We start from the raw sequence: 19,107 nt of genomic DNA on the forward strand, positions 1-19,107 counted from the left end.
ACCAATTAACCTGAATAGCATTTTTTGGTGGAGACGTTATCTTGAGTTTAGTCTTTTTTTAGAACATTCCTCTGTGTTAGTAAAAAGCATCATGCACTTGCAAACCAGCTTTCTTTCCCCTGTATGATTATTTTGCATCGCGTCTTGAAATTTCCCTTAAAATAAAAAATTAGAAACCCTCTTTAAATTTAGACAAAAAACGACACGAAATTATATCCTACCCCTAATTTCACTGGGTATAATGGTTCATAGTTGTATGCATTTTGTCACTTAAATAATTGATTTACAAACTAACACCATAGGGATGTAATCGTATTTAGATTCTGTGTAGTATGTTCGTTACATCTTGTATAAGTTAAAAACTGGTTATGGAAAAAATGTTATTTTTTATTACAGGTGAACTAGTATGTATCGCATTTACCTTTTTATTTGGGTAATGTAGCCTTTCTTTACTAGATTATGATGATAGGTGTAGCAACAATAAACGGGGAAAAACCTAGGAAAAACAAAGCCCTGATGCAAAATTGTCAGAGTTTTTATATGTCTAAAAAACATGGTAGAGCTCTATCATTTTATTCATATCGTATAGTTAACTAATACTATATCTAATGGATGTATACTAAATGTTAACCTATCATAGCAAAAGACTAACATTTGGTAGATAAGACCCATTTACTTACAATTATTACCTAATTATGATAATGATGTAAGTAAATGCTGAATGGAGGTAGATTTATGCGTAAACTATCGAAAAAAACGATTTTAAGTCTTTTGTCTACGTCAGTATTGGCTGTATCTCTAGCAATTCCAGTTTCAGCGTCGACCGTGTCTTCAGCTCAGCAGGCTGTAGTAGTACCGAACAGTGAGGTTGGAGCTCAACAGGTAGGGACGTATGGATGGAAAACACATATTACGAAAGAAAGTGTAAAAACAGTTGTTACACACATTAGAAAAGGGGGCGCCGTGTTAGAACAAGCAATTAGTAAGCTGTCTCCCACGGCGGCTCAATCATTTAAAAGATGGTCTAGTAAAATAGCAGATTTCATGGAGCGACTCGTCAAGGGTTGGGAACAAAAAGAAGAATACGCTATTGTTTATGTGAAAGATCAAGTAAGGAACTTTTTGAAAGCGAACTCCAATCTTTCGGATGGAACAATCCAGGAAATCGTTGTTACTATTGAGTGGCTACTCTGGTTCGTTGCTTAGGAATGAACGAGGAGGAACTCATTTTGCACGAGAAATATACCTACTATGATTGGCTGACAGAACAGAACTTATCATCTGGTCAGCAATCAAAGCTTCATATTTTTCTCTATTTGATTTCTGATAAATTGACAGGGAATCTCATTACCGCTGAGTATGATAAAAAAATACGCGACAATGTTCCAGAGTTTGCACATATTCTTGATGCTTCCGCAATCACTCGGGAGTTGGTGTATTCTACCTTAGAAACAAACTTTCTGTTTACGAAACAATCAATTGATCGAATGGTTAAGGGTATGGGGAATCAAGGAAATTTTGCAATGCTTACAGAATTTATGGGACAACCTAAATAATCCAGCTAGGATAAAATATATGATAATTGGGGCGGCTACGATAAAGCTGCTCTTTTTTACTTGCACCTATCTGGGTGCTTTTTCTTTTCATAAAATGATGTAAATGAAAAGATATAATGGGATCTTTTTGCTTCCTTTTATTGAAACTGACATTAATGTCTTTTATAATAAACGTACCGACAAAAACGACATAAATGTATATTTTACAGGAGGCGCGAACCATTATGGCTCCAAGAGTAAGTGAGGAATACAAAAAACAAAAGAAGTTGGACTTGTTACTAGCGGCAAAACGGGTGTTTATTGAAAAGGGTTATACCCAAGCGACGATGCAGGACATCATGGATAAGGCAGGAGTTTCGAGAGGCGCTTTGTATGCGTACTTCGATAACATTGAGCACGTATACATCGAACTGCTTCATGCTGAGGATCAAAAGGATGTACTTTTTTTCGGTACAGATGATAAAGGTACGTCCTGGCAACAAATAACCAAGTGGGTTAATCAGCAGCAGCAGGAAATGCAAAGGCTTGATCAATCTCTTTTGCTAGCCAATTCGGAGTTTTTTCTATCAACGAATTACCGCAAAAATAGAGATAGCTATCCCTATGTAACAGCACGGTACCAACGTATAGTTGAGGTAGTAACTACTTTTTTTCAGAAGGGAATAGAGCGGGGCGATATTCGTCCGCGTATTCCTGTTGAATCCATTTCGCTTTATCTCATTTCATTTATCGATGGTTTAATGTTAGATACCGCTCATTTGGGGCCGGAAAAAACAAAGGTGAAGGAGCAAATGGGGGTTTTGCTATTTTCATTGAAGGAATTGCTTTGTCCGATTCCAGAAAAATAAAAGTAGGAAATAACTAAAAAAGGGGAGCAAGACTATGTTGTTTCAATCTGCAAGAATTTATCTGAGAAAAATGACTGCCGATGATGTAACGATTTATCATACATGGAGAAACGATATGGAGGTCATGCGAACTACCAATCCATCTATTGATCTGTGTACATTAGATAGCACACAAGAATTTGTTAATCAGGTTATTTTAGGATCAAGCACATCAAAAAGTTATATGATTATCGATAAGGAGTCGGAAACCCCTATTGGGATCGTCTCACTTATCCAAATTGATTATAAAAATCGAAATGCGGAGTGCATCATCGACATTGGTGAGAAGGCGTATTGGGGAAAAGGCTATGGAATGGAAGCGTTGAAGCTTCTATTAGATTACGCCTTTTTAGAATTAAATCTACACCGAGTATCATTGCGAGTGTTTTCTTTTAACAAAAAAGCCATTGCCCTATATGAAAGAATGGGATTCAAGCACGAGGGTATTTCGCGTGAATACATCTTTAGAGACGGGAAGTGGAGCGACGTTTTCCACATGGGGATTCTGCAAAGAGAGTATGTGGCTACAACTGCCGCTGTTGGCAATTAGGCTAAAGTAATGCAAAAAAGATCTAGAAGTCTAGATCTTTTTTGCGGGTAACGGACTTAGATGTTCATGAATGAGCAGCCATCCAGTGGTATCCTTAACGAATACATTTGTGGCTCTTCCTTGCCCACTTGTGTATTTTCCATTCATATAGCCTTCATAGCAATATGTATACGTACAGGTTGCAGAGTCAGTACCTTTATGGAGCCATTGGATATCTTGTGCTTTATAAATCTCGTCTTGGATGATTGACCAAGCGTTTTCAAAGTATGCCTGTATTTCTTGGTGAGTAGTACAGGTACAATTTGAGAAGTAGTAAAGGGCATTTGGATGTAACCATTTTTTCACTTCATCAAAGTTGTGGGTGTTCGTTGCCTCTATATATTTATCCAGTATCTCCATGTACGTACCGCTTCCTTTTGTTTTGAATTTTAAGTTAAAGATTTATCGTGAAAGCAAAAACGAAAAAGCTGACCCTAAGTAGAAAGCTTGGGTCAATTTTCATTCACTATACGGAGGTCATAAGAGTTGGAGAAACTTGCTCTACTTTTTTCGCTTGAATTTTCATAATGACCACCTTATTAATTATCTGAATATTATATTAATTAAAATTATATCGTATCGTTTCCTTAAAATCAACCTATAAAATTCGCTCATTTCTTTCATTCTATTTACCGGCTAAAAAACCCGTTAATGCCTGAAATTGTAAGGTTTTGTGCTTGGCATTAATTACCATAATAAAAAATATGTAACTGCTATATTCTCAGTGAAAATTTTATCCGATAAACATTACACAACGAAAAAACGCATGGAGAGGAAAATTATAATATGGGATGGAAATTCAGGTTAACTTTGACGATTAGAAGGAAATTAATTTTTTCCTTTGCAATCATTTTAATCATTCCAAGTATTGTAATTGGTTTGATGTCTTATGAAATTGCAGCAGACAAAATGCGTGAGGAAATTAACAACTTTGGTGTAAGAAGCGTAAATATGCTGGATCAGATTATCAACGATACGATTGATCCAAAAATCCATGATATCACATACTTTTCCAAGCAAATAACCGAACCGTTTTTACAAGGGGGAGCTCAAGCTCCCATAAGAGAAAGATTGAAAGAATATTATGCCCTTCATCCTGAATTGGTTAGTGTGTATGTTGGGACCAAAGAGGGAGTGATGATTCAAGAGCCTGTTCAGAAGATGACTGAGGACTATGATCCAAGAAATAGACCTTGGTATCAAGATGCAATAGCAAAGAAAGGGCAAACGATTATTACAGAGCCCTATGTATCGGCATCGACGGGCAAGGTGGTCGTAACCATTGCGAGAACACTTGAGGATAATTCCGGAGTAGTAGCGATGAATTTGAATTTAGATAATATCGCAAAGGTAGTTCAGCAGGTTAAAATTGGGCAAAAGGGCTACGCATTTATCGTGGATCAAACAGGCAAATATTTGGTTCATCCCACGATAAAAAGCGGAACTGATTTTAAGGAGAAGTGGGAAGAGGAGCTATTTGCGAAGAAGTCAGGTCAGATCGAGCTAGATGAAACAAATGAATTCATCTCGTATGAAACGAATAAAGTAACGGGCTGGAAGATAGCTGGTCTGATGTTTTCCGCAGAGATTCAAGAGACAGTTCAGCCTATCTTTACCCGAACCCTAGTCGTTATCGTAGCGGCTTTATTGGCAGGTACAATTTTGATGATCTTCGTCATTCTTTCCATTACCAATCCGCTGAAGAGATTAATAAAAGCCTCCCGCAAAATTAGTGAAGGGGATCTGACTGAAACGATCAGCGTGAACGGGGAGGATGAGATTGGAATGCTATCTCAATCGTTTCAACAGATGCAGACCAATCTTCGCACTCTCATTGGTCAGGTAGGTTTTAGTGCAGATCAGGTTGCCGCTTCGGCTGAAGAGTTAACTGCAAATGCAGATCAAACAAGTAAAGCAACAGAGCAAATCAGCACGACCATTCAATTATTAGCCACGGGGGTCGAAAAGCAATTTCATAGCGTAGAAGAGACCACGGAAACTGTACAACGTATGTCACTGGGTGTAGAGCAAATGGCCTCCCATTCTGAAGAGGTAACAGCTAAAGCGATTGAAGCATCTGTTAAAGCAACAGAAGGCAGTCATTCGATTCAGACAGCAGTAGAACAGATGAGTTCCATTAATCATACAGTTAAAAAGGTGGCAGGCGTCATTAAAGGCTTGGGTGAGCGTTCCGAGGAAATCGGTAAAATTGTTGACGTTATCGCAAATATCGCTACGCAAACCAATCTGTTAGCATTAAATGCAGCTATTGAAGCAGCACGAGCAGGCGAGCATGGTCGGGGATTCGCTGTTGTTGCGAATGAAGTCCGATTATTAGCAGAGCAATCGACTCATTCGGCTGAACAAGTGGATAAGCTGATTATGAGCATTCAGGAGGAGACGAATCAAGCTGTCCATTCGATGGATTTGGCCACCCAAGAAGCGGAAGAGGGGATCAACCTGATTAATACGGCTGGAGATTCCTTCGAACTGATTCAAGTAACTGTAGAGCAGGTGACAGCCCAAATTCAGGAGGTCACAGCAGCGATTAAACAATTGTCAGAGGGATCGAAGGACATGGTTAGTTCCATGGAAATGATTACGGAGGTCGCAGAAACAGCGGCATCAAGCACGCAGGAGGTTTCTGCATCAACGGAGGAACAGCTTGCGACAATGGAGGAAATCACCCATGCAGCCGCTTCCTTGGCAGGTATGGCTGAGGAGCTTCAGGGATTATTGGCAAAGTTTAAAATCTAGGGGAACGATCTGGCGAAATACAAAACGGAGAAAGCCAGTCATTTGTAGCTATCACCTATGAGGGTGGAGAAGTAGTGATAGATCGTTTCTGATATTCTCCCCTCTTAGTAGACAGTAAGAAGCAAAACACCTTGCTGTATTGACTAGGAGGGGATTTTCTATAGGGAAAATGGAGTATGCTTTTAGGGAATTTTTGAAGAAATAGTAAGAAAGCGTAGAAGCGAAAGTTATGTATCAATAAGAATGAACTATATATATCTGTGTCTATATATTCATTTTTCCCTTACAAAAGTGTAAGGTTTTTTTTGTTGACTTAAAAAACAATGTGTAACTATAATTATTACAACCTCGAGGAAATTAGATGAAAATTTGACTAGATCTAGCAAAAAATTAATGAATGGAGAAGATGCAACTATGAAAAAGCTAGTTTTAACAGGCGTATTAAGTGTCGGAGCCTTATTGGGGGCGAATCTTCCAGGGTTAGAGGTTATAACAGCGAATGCAGCTATCCCTTCGAGTCTTTCCGTTGCAGAAGGTAATTCACAACAAACTCTTTTCGAACAGCAAAGAGAGAAGTATACAGGAATTGTTACTGAAAAAACAAATCAGGGGCTTACAATCTTTACTGAAAATGTGCCTGCTAATGTGCTTAAAAATATAAATATAGGCGATTCAGTTGATATATATTCTTCATATAGTTCTAAAGGTACTGAGAATAAAGCGGAAGACTTTATAATCGGAACGGTTACAGATTCAGATAGTGATTTTGGTTATGCTACAGTAGAATACAAAAACAACGAAGGGAAAACAGAGACAGTTGATGTTATCTTTTCGGAAGCTCACTCCTATAAAGTAGGAGACAAAGTGAAAGTAACGAATAAGTCGAAATGGGAGCATAAAAAAATCGGACCAAATGATGTAACGTTAGCATCAGGAGACTTTATTTCTAAAGTTGCTGAGAAAGAAGCGGAAGACTTTATAATCGGAACGGTCACAGATTCAGATAGTGATTTTGGTTATGCTACAGTAGAATACAAAAACAATGAAGGAAAAACGGAGATAGTTGATGTTACCTTTACGGAGGCTCACACCTATAAAGTAGGAGACAAGGTGAAAGTAACGAATAAGTCGAAATGGAAGCATAAAAAAATCGGACCAAATGATGTAACATTTGCATCAGGAGACTTTATTTCTAAAGTTACGGAGAATGAATAATTTATAGAATGAAATGACCTGCATTCACTAGGAGCCAGAACAACACTGCCAGACTGTTTGTCACGGCATTGTAATAGTTGCTGTGGTACGGCTGTAGGTATGTATATACGATGAAAAGCATCTCATTGAGGTGCTTTTCTTTTTTAAGTTACTTATTTTTACAATTGTTATATAATAATCAAGGGTTAAAATGGGGATTATTGGTGGATGCATACTAGTCCTCGAAGCAGATCGCAGGTACTTCTTATAGTTAAGTATGAAAAATCATTGATAGGAGAATACGAGATGGAATTGATTTTTTTCTTGCTTTTGATTCTGATTATAGGTGTTGCAATATTTCTGAAATTCGGGAGTTTCCCCAAAAAATCTCCAAATACGAGACAAATAACAAATGATATTGATCCATTGTCTATAGATATCCATGATATAGATAAAATGCTTGATGGCTCAGAATTTGAGATATATTTGTATAGACTGTTTCATGCATTAGGCTATAAAGAGGTTTATAAAACAGTGGGGAGCAGAGATTTTGGGGCTGACCTTGTTTTTACAGATCGTTCTGGGGTTCGTAATGTAATACAAGCGAAACGATATAGGATTGATAACTTAGTAGGAATTAGTGGTGTACAAGAGGTATATTCCTCTATGAGATTCTATAAAGCGAAGAAGTCAATTCTGATTGCAACATCTACATATACGGATTCATGTGAGACCTTGGCTGGAATTAATAATGTAAAATTGTTAGATCGTACTGATTTAATCTCTATTATCGAAGCTTTCAAACAAGGAAATGTAGAAAAAGCAAAGGATTTGATTGAGGCAGAGCCAAGAGTAATTTTGGATTCATGGACTGATTATGCAGATTCAAATCGAGAAATGAAGAAGGATAAAAAGGCCGAGAAGTTAATACGTGGGATATAGTTTACAGGCAAACCTAATAATGAAGATGTTCAAAAAAGCTACTTGCTAAAAGAGTAGCTTTTTTGTTATTGAAGGCTTTCAAACGGTTTTGATATTCAGTAACTTTGCATATTGACACCAGATTACGTTGTCTGATACATTTACTACGAAAATGAGAATCATTATCAAAAAAATCCTTGTAAATACATATAGGGGAGATTTCATGTTAAAGAAAAAAACATTCTTCTTCATAACAACCATGATTATTGTGCTGTCTGTCCTGATGACTGCTTGTGGTGGAACGAGCAGTCCAAACAGTGGTGCTCCTACACCAAAGGAAAAGGAAACAACTGCTGCTGAGGGAATGCGTAGCTTTGAAACAAAGAAAGGAATTGTGAGGATTCCCGTAAAACCGAAACGAATCGTTACTGATTTTTATGGTGGTGAATTGCTTTCTGTAGGGGCAAATGTTGTTGGTGTTGAACCAACTACTTTCAAAAATCCATTTTTAACTGACCTGCTAAAAGGGGCTACTGATATCGGAGAGCCTATTAGTACAGAGAAAACATTGCAGCTAAAGCCTGATTTAATTGTTGTTATGAAGGACGAAAACTATGAAGCTTTGTCAAAAATAGTTCCTACTTTGCACATTCCATATGGTACTGCCACTAACATCTATGAAACGGTAAGACTGTTTGGTGACATTGCAGGAGAAAAGGAAAAAGCAGAGGAGTTTATCGCTGCTTTTGATAAAAAGGCAGCGGAGGGTCGTGAGAAGTTAAAGGGTGTTATTGACGAGAATGCTACCTTTGGACTTTATGAACTGACGGATAAGGGTGAACTGTGGATCTTCGGAGACAACGCTGGTCGAGGTGGACAAGCAATCTACAACGCACTGAAGCTGAAAATGCCACATGCTAAGAATAAAGCAGAGGAGCAGACGTTAAAGCTGTCCATGGAGATGCTACCACAATATGCTGCGGATTACATGTTCTTGACCACTTATGATCCTCAGAATAAGGGAGAAGCATTAAAGCAATTACAGTCTTCAGCGGTTTGGAAAAACCTAAAGGCATCTAAAAACAATACGTTATTCTATAACGACTTTGATACGTTTTATCGTTATGATCCAATTGCCATTACTGGACAAATTGATCTAATCGTTGACATGCTACTTGAAAGAAGCAAGGAGAATAAAAAGTAGCTTTTCGACGCTTTCTTATATACAGAGCAGGATACCATTTTATCTTGCTGACTCGAACACACCCCCACCTGTAGGGATAATATCAGTAGGTGGGGTGTTTCTTATTTTGGTAGACCGCCATATTTTTTCCTCCATAATGTAAATTTATAAATCTATAACAATGAAAGAAGTGATCCTGTAGCTTTGCTATTACGGTTGGAAGATTCGAGCTATGAAAAAGAGGGGCGAGCCAAATAGGCTACGTCCTTTTGATGATGTAATGAACCTGCTTACTTTTCAAATGCTCCCTGTGCAACCCCAAGAAAGGCTTGAACTGCTGGAGATGCACACTGAATGGAAGGGCAAGCTAATGCTACACAACGCCAATGCATTTGCTAAAGAGGTCTGACACGAATTTTTTGCTGGTTTTTAAGAAATAATTCCGGACCTATTGTAATTCCAAGCTCCTCTTGCACCATATTTGCTACGGTGTTATAGTCATGCACTTTAAAGCGAATCATGGGTGTGATCTTTGCCTGCTTAAAAATATCCTCGACCTGAGCTCGATAGATTCCCTTTGGAAAGGCGACTACCATCGGATCTCTTATTAAGGGGACAACATGTAGCTTTGGATCAAGGTGTTGATGAACAACAAATCCGATATCAATGACCCCGGTCTCTAACCATTCTATGATCTCATCGTACGTACCTTCGAAGAAAATAAACTCAATTTTTGGATATTTTTGGTGAAACTTAGAAATCATCCTTGCCAATAGTAAGTAGTCTTGGTTTACTCAACGTGCTCGAAGAATGAAGCATCAAATAAACATGTGTGCCTCTGGGATTATTCTCAGAGGTTTTTTATTAGGAATGGATGTCGCTTACAAGCGGGGATGTCGGTACAGAAATCTACACAAGAGTATCTTAAGAAGCATCCAGCGACGTTGGTTTACATTTGGCCAATCGGTAGTAAAGCCCCAGAGCTTGTCTATATGTCATTAAATCCCCAGATTCTTTTATCTGCAAAGAACGATTCGTAGACGTAAAAAACCCTGAAGTAGATCAGGGCTTTTTAAATGCTATATTCATTTGTTTTGTTGCTCAGCTATCAGTTTTCATAGATTTGATACATCGCCATGTTTTCATCCATTGCTTTACTTAACTGGAATGCTTCTTGGATACTTTTCTTGTTTTGAATTACCTCATAGAAGAATCGCAAAACAAATAGCAGTGCAGCATTTCCATCTGGATAGTCATTTGGGCCAATATACGCTTGACAACCACATTGTAGGAATGTTTTTGCCAGTTCAGGATTGCCCAGAGAGCATCCATTGGCAACAATGATTTTTCCTTCCAATCTGGCAAAGCGGGAAATTTCTTCTGGACCAAAGTTGCCAGGCAGCTCATCTGCATCATACACGTCCTCTCCTAGCTCCGGCATGATGAATTTCCCTTCATCTCCGTGGAAGTTGAGAATAATCATGTCAGTATTCGGGTATAAGTCCTCACCTGATAAGATAGCAGTGAAATCATTCGGTCTACCTACCCAATACGTAAAGACTCTTACACCAAAATACTCCAAAGTAGCTCGGATCGCTTGTGTATCCATATCAGAATCAGGCCCGCAGACTAAAGCAACATTCATTTCTGGTTTACTCATTGTGTATTCCTCCATATTTTCATTTTAATAACAATAAAATGAGTGGATATGAAGGTGGTGATCGCGCTTTAAAGAAAAAGACAACACGTTACTTATTATTCGGTATCATATGAGAACTCCTTTTTAATGGGATTTTTTTATCTTATAAATGTAACATAATAGAGATGAATATTACAAATATTTGGTATATTAGTTAGCAGGTACTTAAAAGGAAATGAGGATTCTACTATGGATGTAAAAATACCGAACAAGGTTAGCCCCTTATTACAAGAATATAGTGACTTATTAATGTCGGAATTACCTGATGCTATAGATGGGATTTATCTCTATGGTTCGATCGCTTTGTCAGCATTTGACGAGTATAAAAGTGATATAGACTTTATTACAATCGTTAAAAGAAGCTTAACGAATGAAGAGATTGCAATAATAAGGAAGCTACATCATAAGCTAAAGAAGGATAACTCACTTGCAAAGAAATTAGACGGCATGTATATCAACCTTGAGGACATCGGACGGGATAATAAATCCTTACAGCCTTACCCATGCTGTGCTAGTGGGGTTTTTAAAAAAGAGGGGCACTGGGATATTAATCATGTGACATGGTGGACATTAAAGCATCATGGAATAACGATTGTGGGGAAAAGGGTAGATGACTTAGGGATTGCTACAGAATGGCAGGATGTTAAGGAGACAATGAATTATAACATAAATGAATATTGGGCAAAAAAAGGGAAAAGTCGTATTTACTTCTTGTTTGATGAATGGATTGAGGACGCTGTAGTGACATTGTGCCGCATATATTACACGCTAAAGTATCAAGAGATTATTGCGAAAGGGAAAGCGGTAGAGTATGCACTGCAAGTCCTTCCTGCTGAATGGCACCTACTTCTCAAAGAATCCTTGAGAATTCGTAACAGAGAAAATGGAGCATCGCATTTTTCTTCCAGAGTAAAGAGAGCACAAGAAGCAAGAAATTTTATAGCATACATGATTACTTTTTGTAATCTGCATTTTTTTACTAATGATAGTCATTTGGAATTATAGGACGGAATAGAATATTGACAAGGATAATGATTATCACTATCATTTAATTATGAAAATATTTCCAACAGATTAGTCACTTCCTAGATTATGTATAATTCGCTCCGTTGGTTTTCTACCATACTTTTAAGTAATAAGTTGTCGGTTTGCTACTATGTGCTTTTCGCAACTTGCTTGTAAGCATTGGGATGGAAATTCCAGGTGGAAGGGGAAGAGAATAGATGAAAAGCACAGGAAATCAAAGCTATATTCCGGCTTTAAAATTTCATTGGTTGACCCGCCTTTATGACCCTGCGTTGTGGGGAATGAAGGAAGAGGCATTCAAAGGACATCTTGTAAATCAAGCTAACCTGATGCCAGAGCAGCGTATTTTGGATTTAGCCTGCGGAACAGGTACCTTAACTCTTATGCTCAAACAAGCACAGCCAGAGGCAGAGGTAATTGGACTAGATGCCGATCCTAACATACTATCAATAGCTAAAAATAAGGCAGAGGAACATCAAGTAGCTCTTACGTTTCAACAGGGAATGTCGTTTGAGCTCCCCTTTGAAGATAATCACCTCGACCACGCTTTTTCTAGTCTGTTCTTCCATCATCTTACTCGGGAGATGAAACGTAACACGATACACGAATTACTGCGAACCCTGCGTCCGGGTGGAGAAGTACACATTATTGACTTTGGTAAGCCTCATAATGTAGTAATGAGAGCAGCGTTTTTTACCGTGCAGCTATTAGATGGCTTTGAGACTACAGCAGATCATGTTACAGATGTGATTCCTGAACTCCTTGAAGACACCGGGTTTGAAGAGGTTCGACCAATAGGTGATTTCAAGACAAGAGCAGGTTCACTTCGTGCTTACTCTGCAAGAAAACCCGCCTAAGTAATGGCGGGTTTTTTGTGTTTTCTCGCGCTTGTTCGGTGGTTATTTTTTTACAATGGAAAAAAATCCGTCAAGTGGTTGCCTTTCACCCGCAAGTGGCAGAGAAAATGTAGTCGAACAGCTATCATTGTCATGTAACGGTACATGATTCATTTCATTTTGGCAAAAAGAAGAAGGGAGGGAATCGAGTGAAGCAAAAAACGGGAGTTCCTCGACTGCTTGAAATTGCGGACGAAAAGCGTGGATTATTAATCGTCTCGGCTGCGCTCTCTTCAGTGAGCGCAATTAGTATGCTGGTGCCCTATGCGTCGGTTTATTTTATTCTAAAGGAATTATTGGAGTATGCTGCCAACCCTGCCTTGTCCAACGGTGACTATATGATTCGTTGGGGTGTTATTGCCTTACTTGGCCTTCTTGTGAGTCTAGTAACAATGTATGCAGGGGGAATGGCTTCGCATCTTGCGGCATTTCGCATTTTGTACGGTTTGCGTGTTCGTCTCGCTTCCCATATTGGAAAATTGCCACTGGGCTGGTTGAACGGAACAACTACAGGTGCTGTCAAAAAGACGCTGGAGCAGAATGTAGAAAAGGTAGAAACATTTATCGCTCATCAGCTACCTGATTTAGTCCACGTGCTGGTTACTACGATTCTGATGATCGTTGTCATGTTTTACCTCAATATTTGGCTTGCGATTGCTTGCATGATACCTATTTTAATTGGATTTGGTGCCCAGTTATTTCTCATGACTGGACCAAAAATGAAAGATAGTATCAAGCTTTATTACGATTCACTGGAGAGGATGAATGGATCGGCCGTTCAATACGTGAGGGGGATGCCAGCTATCAAGGTTTTTGGACAGACTGTGCATTCGTTCCGCAAGTTTCATGTAGATATGATTCTCTACCGTGATTATTGTGTGAATGTTACAAATCAGGTGGAAAAGGGATTCTTGATCTTCAAGGTGACACTAGGCTCCTTTGCAGCATTTTTTCTGCCAGTCGGAGTTTTTCTACTAAGTGGGCAGCCAGAAAGTATAGCATTTGCTTCTACTTTGTTGTTTTTTTTAGTGATGGCCCCTGGAATTTCTTCTTCCATGTTTAAAATGATGTATTTGACTTCAACATTGCGGGAAATAGGTGAGGGGGTTGAGCGAATTGATCAGATATTCGCAGAAAAGCCAATCCCAGAGCCTGAAAATCCGAAAAAGCCTCGCACATTTGATATCCAGTTTGATAACGTTTGCTTTTCGTATCCATCCCGTGAAAAATCTAGTAACAGCTCTTCTACCCTTACTGCCGGTGACGAAATACTCTCACAGATTTCCTTTACAGCTAAGCAGAATCAAGTGACGGCTTTAGTTGGTCCTTCGGGTGCTGGTAAGTCAACGGTCGCCAATCTGGTACCACGCTTTTGGGATGTAACGGGGGGAACGATCCGAATTGGCGGGGTGGATATTAGAGAAATAGCTGTGAAGGACTTGATGAATACGGTGGCGTTTGTGTTTCAGGAGACCTTTTTGTTCTACGATACAGTATTTAATAATATTGCAGTCGGAAGCCCCGATGCATCTCCAGAGCTGGTGATTGCAGCAGCCCGGGCGGCGCAGTGTCATGATTTTATCAGCAAGCTTCCCAATGGTTACGATACATTGATCGGAGAAGGGGGCGTGTACTTATCTGGAGGAGAGGAGCAACGTATTGCCGTGGCCAGAGCGATTCTAAAAAACGCTCCTGTACTTGTGTTAGATGAAGCGACTGCTTTTGCTGATCCTGAGAATGAATATGAAATGCAGCTTGCCCTCAAAGAACTGATTAAGGGAAAAACAGTTATTGTGATCGCTCATCGATTGTCTACCATTCAAGATGCTGATCAAATTATCGTGCTACATGAAGGGCGTATTTCGGAATGTGGAAAACATGCCGAATTATTGGCTTCTAAAGGGTTGTACAATCGGATGTGGCATACGTATACAGACGCGGAGCACTGGCAAATCGGAATGGAAGAGGAGGGGATCATAGGTCATGAGCATGTTGCACAACATCACAGTGGGTAATCCTAGAACGCTGATTAAGCCAGTTATCTATACCACAATGGCTAATGTAGTGGGAATTTTGCCTTTCATACTATTGGTGGAAGCAGCTCGTCTGATCTTCCAACCTTTTACTAGCTCGGGTATAGAAATGGACTTTGTAAGGCTATGGTGGGTATGCGCAGGTCTGGGAGTGTCTATTGTCTTCTTATATCTGTGTGAGCTTCCGGCATACCGAGCACAATTTCGTGGAGCTTATAACGCAGCGGTGGATGGCAGAACAAGGTTGGCAGAACATGTGAGAAAACTATCACTTGGATTTTTAAACAAACGTGATCCAGGGGACCTTGCCAACATGATGATGGGGGATATTTCATTAGTGGAGCACGGGATTTCGCACGTTGTCCCACAGATGATCGGCGCACTCATTATGCCTTTACTTGCCTTGATCGGGTTGTCCTTCTTAGACTGGCGTATGGCTACCGCTATGTTTTTGGTGTTTCCGGTAGCGATCGCTCTGGTATTCATGACATCTGGATTACAGCGAAAGCTTGGCAGTCAGCATATGCGAGCCAAGATAGATGCGGCTAATCGGTTGCAAGAATATCTGAATGGGATCCGGGTGATTAAAGCTTATAATTTGACTGGTGAGAAATTTGTACGTCTGGAGAACTCATGTAAAGAGTTGATGAAGCGCAGTCTCCTCATTGAGGGATTGCTTGGACCGATTGTACTAAGTGCGATTGCATGCTTACGAGCTGGACTTACTGTGATGGTGATTGTAGGCGTTCATCTATTACTTGGGGGCAGTCTTGATCTCATGACATTTGTTACCTTCTTAATCGTTGGTACACGGATTTTCGATCCTTTAACAGCTGCGCTTGTCAATTATGCGGAATTTCGTTATCACGAGCAGGCTGGAGAACGCATTGTACAATTGTTAAACGAACCAATTATGTCTGGAGAACTTCAGCCACCAGAGAGCCACGATGTTGAATTACATAACGTTACATTTGGTTATCAGGATAAAGCTGTGCTAAGTGACGTAAGCTTACGCATGAAAGCAGGCTCGTTCACCGCATTGGTCGGGCCATCAGGAAGTGGGAAAAGTACGGTTCTTCGCTTGATTGCTCGCTTTTACGATCCTGATCAGGGGGCAGTTAGCATGGGAGGCGAGGATATCCGCCGTATGAACCCTGAGGAGTTGCTACGCAAGGTATCTATGGTGTTTCAGGATGTGTATCTGTTCCAAGATACCATTGCAAATAACATTAGATTTGGCAAGAATGATGCATCCCAGCATGAGATTGAGGAAGCGGCTAGACTTGCTTGCTGCCATGATTTTATCTCCAAGCTGCCACAGGGATATGATACGTTGGTTGGAGAGGGGGGAAGTACGCTTTCAGGCGGCGAAAAGCAGCGGATTCCAATTGCACGAGCTATTTTAAAAAATGCCCCCATCGTATTATTAGATGAGGCGACTGCATCACTAGATCCTGAAAATGAGGCAGAGATTCAAAAAGCGATTGACCAACTTGTGAGGGGTAGAACTGTAATTGCGATTGCCCATCGTCTAAAAACAGTGAAAACAGCAAGCCAAATCATTGTGTTGGAGAACGGACAGATCAGGGAACAGGGAAAACATGACGAACTCCTAGGGGTAGATGGATTGTATGCCCGAATGTGGAGATTGCAACAAGAAGCTCGTGGATGGGGAGTATCCAATTAAGTAAACTAGTTGAAGATCGGGCAGTTCTGTGTATTTCATATATCTTTCATTCGTAAAGATGAAAGCCAAGACCTGAGGAGATCATACCCTCAGGTCTTATTTATCTATAAAACATGTGGGATATCAACATTTTATGGCATACATACATAGCCATGATGTGATAAACTACTCATAAATGAGAATTATTATCAATAAATATAGCCATATATCACAACCCTTGTATATACAGATAGGAGGGGAGAAAATGATTGTTCGAGCTGAAAATACAGAGTTTACAGATTTTAATGAGAATGTCCTGAATAAAATTCTGGGTCACTCACCTGTAGAGTCATTTGAGCATTACGGAAGGATACCGTCTCATCTTGGCGAAGGCCATTTCAGTTGCATTCAGCTTCGTGATGGCATGGAATTGCAGATCAGCGATATGGTTTTATATGAGGACGTTTCATTTGATGTAGGCATCCGTTATCCTCATCTTGAGCTTGCTTTTACGATAGATGGAGGAGGGTATTTCTCGGTTGATGGACAAAATAAGGATATTGTAACGGAAACAGGCAGTGCTCAGCTCGTCTACTTAAACGATACCAAATTTCATGCTGAACATAGCAAGGAAAAACGTTTTACTCACTTGGAGCTACGTATGGATGCAAAGCTATGGGGCAATCTTTTTCAAAATGTAGAGGTTAGGTTTGACCAACCCTTCTTCCACCTTCAGGATACGATTCGTCCTAAAATGCAGGTTTTGTTACAGCAATTACGTAATTGTTCGTACAGCGGTTCAGCTAAGCGGCTTTATATGGAAGGAAAAACATTAGAGCTTCTGGCATTATTTATCTATGAAATGGAAATTGGGCAGGTCAAAAAGAGCACTAGTTTAAAAAAAGACGATATTGATCGAATTTACTTAGCTAGGGATATTTTAGTCAATATGCTGGGACAGCCCCCCAGCCTGCTCGCCCTATCGAGACTTATTCAACTTAATGATTACAAGCTAAAAATTGGATTTAAAGAAGTGTTTGGTATGACTGTATTTGAATTTGTAAGACAGCAACGGATGGAAAAGGCAAGGATATTATTGGAGAATAATAGCATTAGTGTCAGCCAAGCTTCATCGCTCGTGGGCTATCATAATTTTAGTCATTTTGCTTCTTTATTTCGTAAGACATATGGGGTTAATCCCAGTCAATATGGCAAGAATGCTTTAAAGTAAATGGGATTTTAGACATGTCATATACATGAGTTTTAATGTGAAAATGACCGCCTGGTGATCAGCTAAGGCGGTCATTCATGTTTATCCTGATGCATCTAAAACAATTGCTCTCGCGTATGATACGCCTTTCAGTTGTTATTGTTCATTTTCTACTCCTTTCTGTACTATTTACGTATGAAGGGCACAAATGTATACAACCTTTCTAAAAAAATATCGATCTATCACAACGAAAATCTCAAATTGAAATCATCCTTGAGTTTTCATGTATAATAAGCGAAGGTAAGAAGGTATCGAATATTAGATTTGTCCATGTGACAAGTAGGATAAATGGAAAAATAAAAATCACTTCTTTATAGAATAGATGGAATGAGGAACAAGTCTTGAAGACATTTAAAAAGGTATACATTGAGATTACTAGTGTTTGCAATCTTGCCTGTAGCTTTTGTCCACAAACAGGTCGACAAGCTAGGTTTATTAAGCTAGACACGTTTACTACTATTTTGGACCAAATTAAACCACACACGAAGCATATCTATCTACATGTGAAGGGAGAACCGCTCCTTCATCCTAAAATTGATGAATTGCTGGATGTGAGCCATGAGAAGGGATTTAAGGTCAACATCACGACAAACGGAACCCTTATTCAAAAGAATCGTATCAAGCTACTGGGCAAGCCAGCCTTGCGTCAAATGAACTTCTCGTTGCATAGCTTTGATGGTCATGAAGGTTCCGTTGATCGTGATAACTATTTATCTAACATTCTATCCTTTGTTCGAGAGGCGGCCGAGCATAACGTGATCATATCCTTTCGTCTCTGGAATCTGGATCAAGATAACGCAACGAACCTTCAAAGGAATAGAAACAGAGAGACCTTAGAGGTATTGGAAAAGGAATTTCATTTAAACTATAAAATTGAAGAAAAAGTGGCTCCTGGAAGCGGAGTCAAGATTGCTGAACGGATTTATCTCAATCAGGATCATGAATTTGAATGGCCGAGTTTGCACGCACCCGAAGATGATGGAAAAGGCTTTTGCCATGCCCTTCGTAGTCAAGCTGGAATCCTTGTGGATGGAACGGTTGTACCGTGCTGTTTGGATGGAGAAGGTGTGATTAATTTGGGAAATGTCCAAACTACACCTTTCTCTGAAATCGTAGAGAGTGAGAGAGCAAATAATCTTTTTGATGGATTTTCTAGAAGGGAAGCTGTCGAGGAATTATGTAGGAAATGTGGATATAGAAAGCGATTTGGTGCATAGTGTATATCATTGATTATGGAGACTATATGTAGAAGTAACACCAAGGAACACCTGTCATTTTATAGGTGTTCTTTTTTGTTGTTACATAAAATTTATAAAATATGGAATTAGCGAAACCTTACTTACTCTTAATAGTGTCCGGAATAGAACGAGAGTGGAATTGCGAGTTGAATTGATAAAAAAAGTCAATATATTTTCCGAAATTTATTGAAA

18 protein-coding genes are annotated in these 19,107 nt (G+C 39.4%); 15 read left to right on the forward strand and 3 right to left on the reverse strand.

Going from position 1 to position 19,107, the window contains the following annotated elements:
• Positions 1–735: 735 nt before the first annotated feature.
• From BrL25_RS13080 to BrL25_RS13100, 4 genes are all read left to right on the forward strand, one after another.
• Positions 736–1,206: a hypothetical protein gene (locus tag BrL25_RS13080; RefSeq protein ID WP_018673494.1), complete on the forward strand. Its 471-nt coding sequence runs from the start codon at positions 736–738 to the stop codon at positions 1,204–1,206.
• A gap of 23 nt (positions 1,207–1,229) precedes the next feature.
• Positions 1,230–1,556 carry a hypothetical protein gene (locus tag BrL25_RS13085; protein WP_018673495.1) on the forward strand — a complete coding sequence of 109 codons (327 nt, stop codon included), beginning with the start codon at positions 1,230–1,232 and terminating at the stop codon, positions 1,554–1,556.
• 224 nt (positions 1,557–1,780) lie between these two features.
• Positions 1,781–2,404, forward strand: coding sequence for a TetR/AcrR family transcriptional regulator (locus BrL25_RS13095; protein WP_018673497.1), 624 nt, complete (start codon positions 1,781–1,783; stop codon positions 2,402–2,404).
• A gap of 34 nt (positions 2,405–2,438) precedes the next feature.
• Complete coding sequence (locus BrL25_RS13100) at positions 2,439–2,993, forward strand: GNAT family N-acetyltransferase (protein ID WP_018673498.1); 555 nt, start codon at positions 2,439–2,441, stop codon at positions 2,991–2,993.
• Between the two features lie 30 nt (positions 2,994–3,023).
• Here BrL25_RS13100 and BrL25_RS13105 read toward each other — a convergent pair whose 3' ends face one another.
• Complete coding sequence (locus BrL25_RS13105; RefSeq protein ID WP_018673499.1) at positions 3,024–3,392, reverse strand: YybH family protein; 369 nt, start codon at positions 3,390–3,392, stop codon at positions 3,024–3,026.
• Positions 3,393–3,818: 426 nt separating this feature from the next.
• Between BrL25_RS13105 and BrL25_RS13110 the strand changes: the two genes are divergently transcribed.
• The 5 genes from BrL25_RS13110 to BrL25_RS25680 all read left to right on the forward strand — a co-directional run bounded on the left by BrL25_RS13110 (position 3,819) and on the right by BrL25_RS25680 (position 9,496).
• Positions 3,819–5,789 carry a methyl-accepting chemotaxis protein gene (locus BrL25_RS13110; protein WP_018673500.1) on the forward strand — a complete coding sequence of 657 codons (1,971 nt, stop codon included), beginning with the start codon at positions 3,819–3,821 and terminating at the stop codon, positions 5,787–5,789.
• A gap of 393 nt (positions 5,790–6,182) precedes the next feature.
• Positions 6,183–7,004 carry a hypothetical protein gene (locus tag BrL25_RS13115; RefSeq protein ID WP_236848039.1) on the forward strand — a complete coding sequence of 274 codons (822 nt, stop codon included), beginning with the start codon at positions 6,183–6,185 and terminating at the stop codon, positions 7,002–7,004.
• 285 nt (positions 7,005–7,289) lie between these two features.
• Entirely contained in the window at positions 7,290–7,925 is a 636-nt protein-coding gene (locus BrL25_RS13120) for a restriction endonuclease (protein WP_018673502.1), read from the forward strand.
• A gap of 202 nt (positions 7,926–8,127) precedes the next feature.
• Positions 8,128–9,108 carry an ABC transporter substrate-binding protein gene (locus BrL25_RS13125; RefSeq protein WP_018673503.1) on the forward strand — a complete coding sequence of 327 codons (981 nt, stop codon included), beginning with the start codon at positions 8,128–8,130 and terminating at the stop codon, positions 9,106–9,108.
• 211 nt (positions 9,109–9,319) lie between these two features.
• Entirely contained in the window at positions 9,320–9,496 is a 177-nt protein-coding gene (locus BrL25_RS25680) for a hypothetical protein (RefSeq protein WP_018673504.1), read from the forward strand.
• On the opposite strand, the gene BrL25_RS13130 is transcribed toward BrL25_RS25680, so the two are convergent.
• Together BrL25_RS13130 and BrL25_RS13135 are read right to left on the reverse strand one after the other, a co-directional pair.
• Positions 9,483–9,851 (reverse strand): LysR family transcriptional regulator substrate-binding protein, encoded by a 369-nt coding sequence (locus BrL25_RS13130; protein WP_018673505.1) that lies wholly within the window; start codon positions 9,849–9,851, stop codon positions 9,483–9,485. The genes BrL25_RS25680 and BrL25_RS13130 overlap by 14 nt on opposite strands.
• A 344-nt stretch (positions 9,852–10,195) precedes the next feature.
• Positions 10,196–10,747, reverse strand: a complete 552-nt coding sequence (locus BrL25_RS13135) for a hypothetical protein (RefSeq protein ID WP_018673506.1) — start codon at positions 10,745–10,747, stop codon at positions 10,196–10,198.
• 228 nt (positions 10,748–10,975) lie between these two features.
• Here BrL25_RS13135 and BrL25_RS13140 point away from each other — a divergent pair, with 228 nt between their 5' ends.
• From BrL25_RS13140 to BrL25_RS13165, 6 genes are all read left to right on the forward strand, one after another.
• Positions 10,976–11,791, forward strand: coding sequence for an aminoglycoside adenylyltransferase domain-containing protein (locus BrL25_RS13140; RefSeq protein WP_018673507.1), 816 nt, complete (start codon positions 10,976–10,978; stop codon positions 11,789–11,791).
• Positions 11,792–12,009: 218 nt separating this feature from the next.
• Positions 12,010–12,669 (forward strand): class I SAM-dependent methyltransferase, encoded by a 660-nt coding sequence (locus BrL25_RS13145; RefSeq protein ID WP_018673508.1) that lies wholly within the window; start codon positions 12,010–12,012, stop codon positions 12,667–12,669.
• Positions 12,670–12,857: 188 nt separating this feature from the next.
• On the forward strand, positions 12,858–14,723 hold the full coding sequence (locus tag BrL25_RS13150; RefSeq protein ID WP_018673509.1) for an ABC transporter ATP-binding protein: 1,866 nt from the start codon (positions 12,858–12,860) through the stop codon (positions 14,721–14,723).
• On the forward strand, positions 14,692–16,428 hold the full coding sequence (locus tag BrL25_RS13155) for an ABC transporter ATP-binding protein (RefSeq protein ID WP_018673510.1): 1,737 nt from the start codon (positions 14,692–14,694) through the stop codon (positions 16,426–16,428). The genes BrL25_RS13150 and BrL25_RS13155 overlap by 32 nt, the downstream gene beginning before the upstream one ends.
• A gap of 244 nt (positions 16,429–16,672) precedes the next feature.
• Complete coding sequence (locus BrL25_RS13160; RefSeq protein ID WP_018673511.1) at positions 16,673–17,638, forward strand: helix-turn-helix transcriptional regulator; 966 nt, start codon at positions 16,673–16,675, stop codon at positions 17,636–17,638.
• A 380-nt stretch (positions 17,639–18,018) separates the two neighbouring features.
• Positions 18,019–18,894, forward strand: a complete 876-nt coding sequence (locus tag BrL25_RS13165; RefSeq protein ID WP_018673512.1) for a radical SAM/SPASM domain-containing protein — start codon at positions 18,019–18,021, stop codon at positions 18,892–18,894.
• The last annotated feature ends 213 nt before the right edge of the window (positions 18,895–19,107 follow it).

Source organism: Brevibacillus laterosporus DSM 25, assembly GCF_002706795.1.
GTDB classification, from domain to species: domain Bacteria; phylum Bacillota; class Bacilli; order Brevibacillales; family Brevibacillaceae; genus Brevibacillus_B; species Brevibacillus_B laterosporus.

Bases quoted from the DNA above. Each gene is read 5' to 3' on its own strand.
- BrL25_RS13160 (WP_018673511.1), top strand. From the start codon at position 16,673: ATGATTGTTCGAGCTGAAAATACAGAGTTTACAGATTTTAATGAGAAT.
- BrL25_RS13080 (WP_018673494.1), top strand. From the start codon at position 736: ATGCGTAAACTATCGAAAAAAACGATTTTAAGTCTTTTGTCTACGTCA.
- BrL25_RS13115 (WP_236848039.1), top strand. From the start codon at position 6,183: ATGAATGGAGAAGATGCAACTATGAAAAAGCTAGTTTTAACAGGCGTA.
- BrL25_RS25680 (WP_018673504.1), top strand. From the start codon at position 9,320: ATGAAAAAGAGGGGCGAGCCAAATAGGCTACGTCCTTTTGATGATGTA.
- BrL25_RS13110 (WP_018673500.1), top strand. From the start codon at position 3,819: ATGGGATGGAAATTCAGGTTAACTTTGACGATTAGAAGGAAATTAATT.
- BrL25_RS13125 (WP_018673503.1), top strand. From the start codon at position 8,128: ATGTTAAAGAAAAAAACATTCTTCTTCATAACAACCATGATTATTGTG.
- BrL25_RS13140 (WP_018673507.1), top strand. From the start codon at position 10,976: ATGGATGTAAAAATACCGAACAAGGTTAGCCCCTTATTACAAGAATAT.
- BrL25_RS13100 (WP_018673498.1), top strand. From the start codon at position 2,439: ATGTTGTTTCAATCTGCAAGAATTTATCTGAGAAAAATGACTGCCGAT.
- BrL25_RS13135 (WP_018673506.1), bottom strand. From the start codon at position 10,747: ATGAGTAAACCAGAAATGAATGTTGCTTTAGTCTGCGGGCCTGATTCT.
- BrL25_RS13105 (WP_018673499.1), bottom strand. From the start codon at position 3,392: ATGGAGATACTGGATAAATATATAGAGGCAACGAACACCCACAACTTT.
- BrL25_RS13095 (WP_018673497.1), top strand. From the start codon at position 1,781: ATGGCTCCAAGAGTAAGTGAGGAATACAAAAAACAAAAGAAGTTGGAC.
- BrL25_RS13120 (WP_018673502.1), top strand. From the start codon at position 7,290: ATGGAATTGATTTTTTTCTTGCTTTTGATTCTGATTATAGGTGTTGCA.
- BrL25_RS13145 (WP_018673508.1), top strand. From the start codon at position 12,010: ATGAAAAGCACAGGAAATCAAAGCTATATTCCGGCTTTAAAATTTCAT.
- BrL25_RS13130 (WP_018673505.1), bottom strand. From the start codon at position 9,851: ATGATTTCTAAGTTTCACCAAAAATATCCAAAAATTGAGTTTATTTTC.
- BrL25_RS13155 (WP_018673510.1), top strand. From the start codon at position 14,692: ATGAGCATGTTGCACAACATCACAGTGGGTAATCCTAGAACGCTGATT.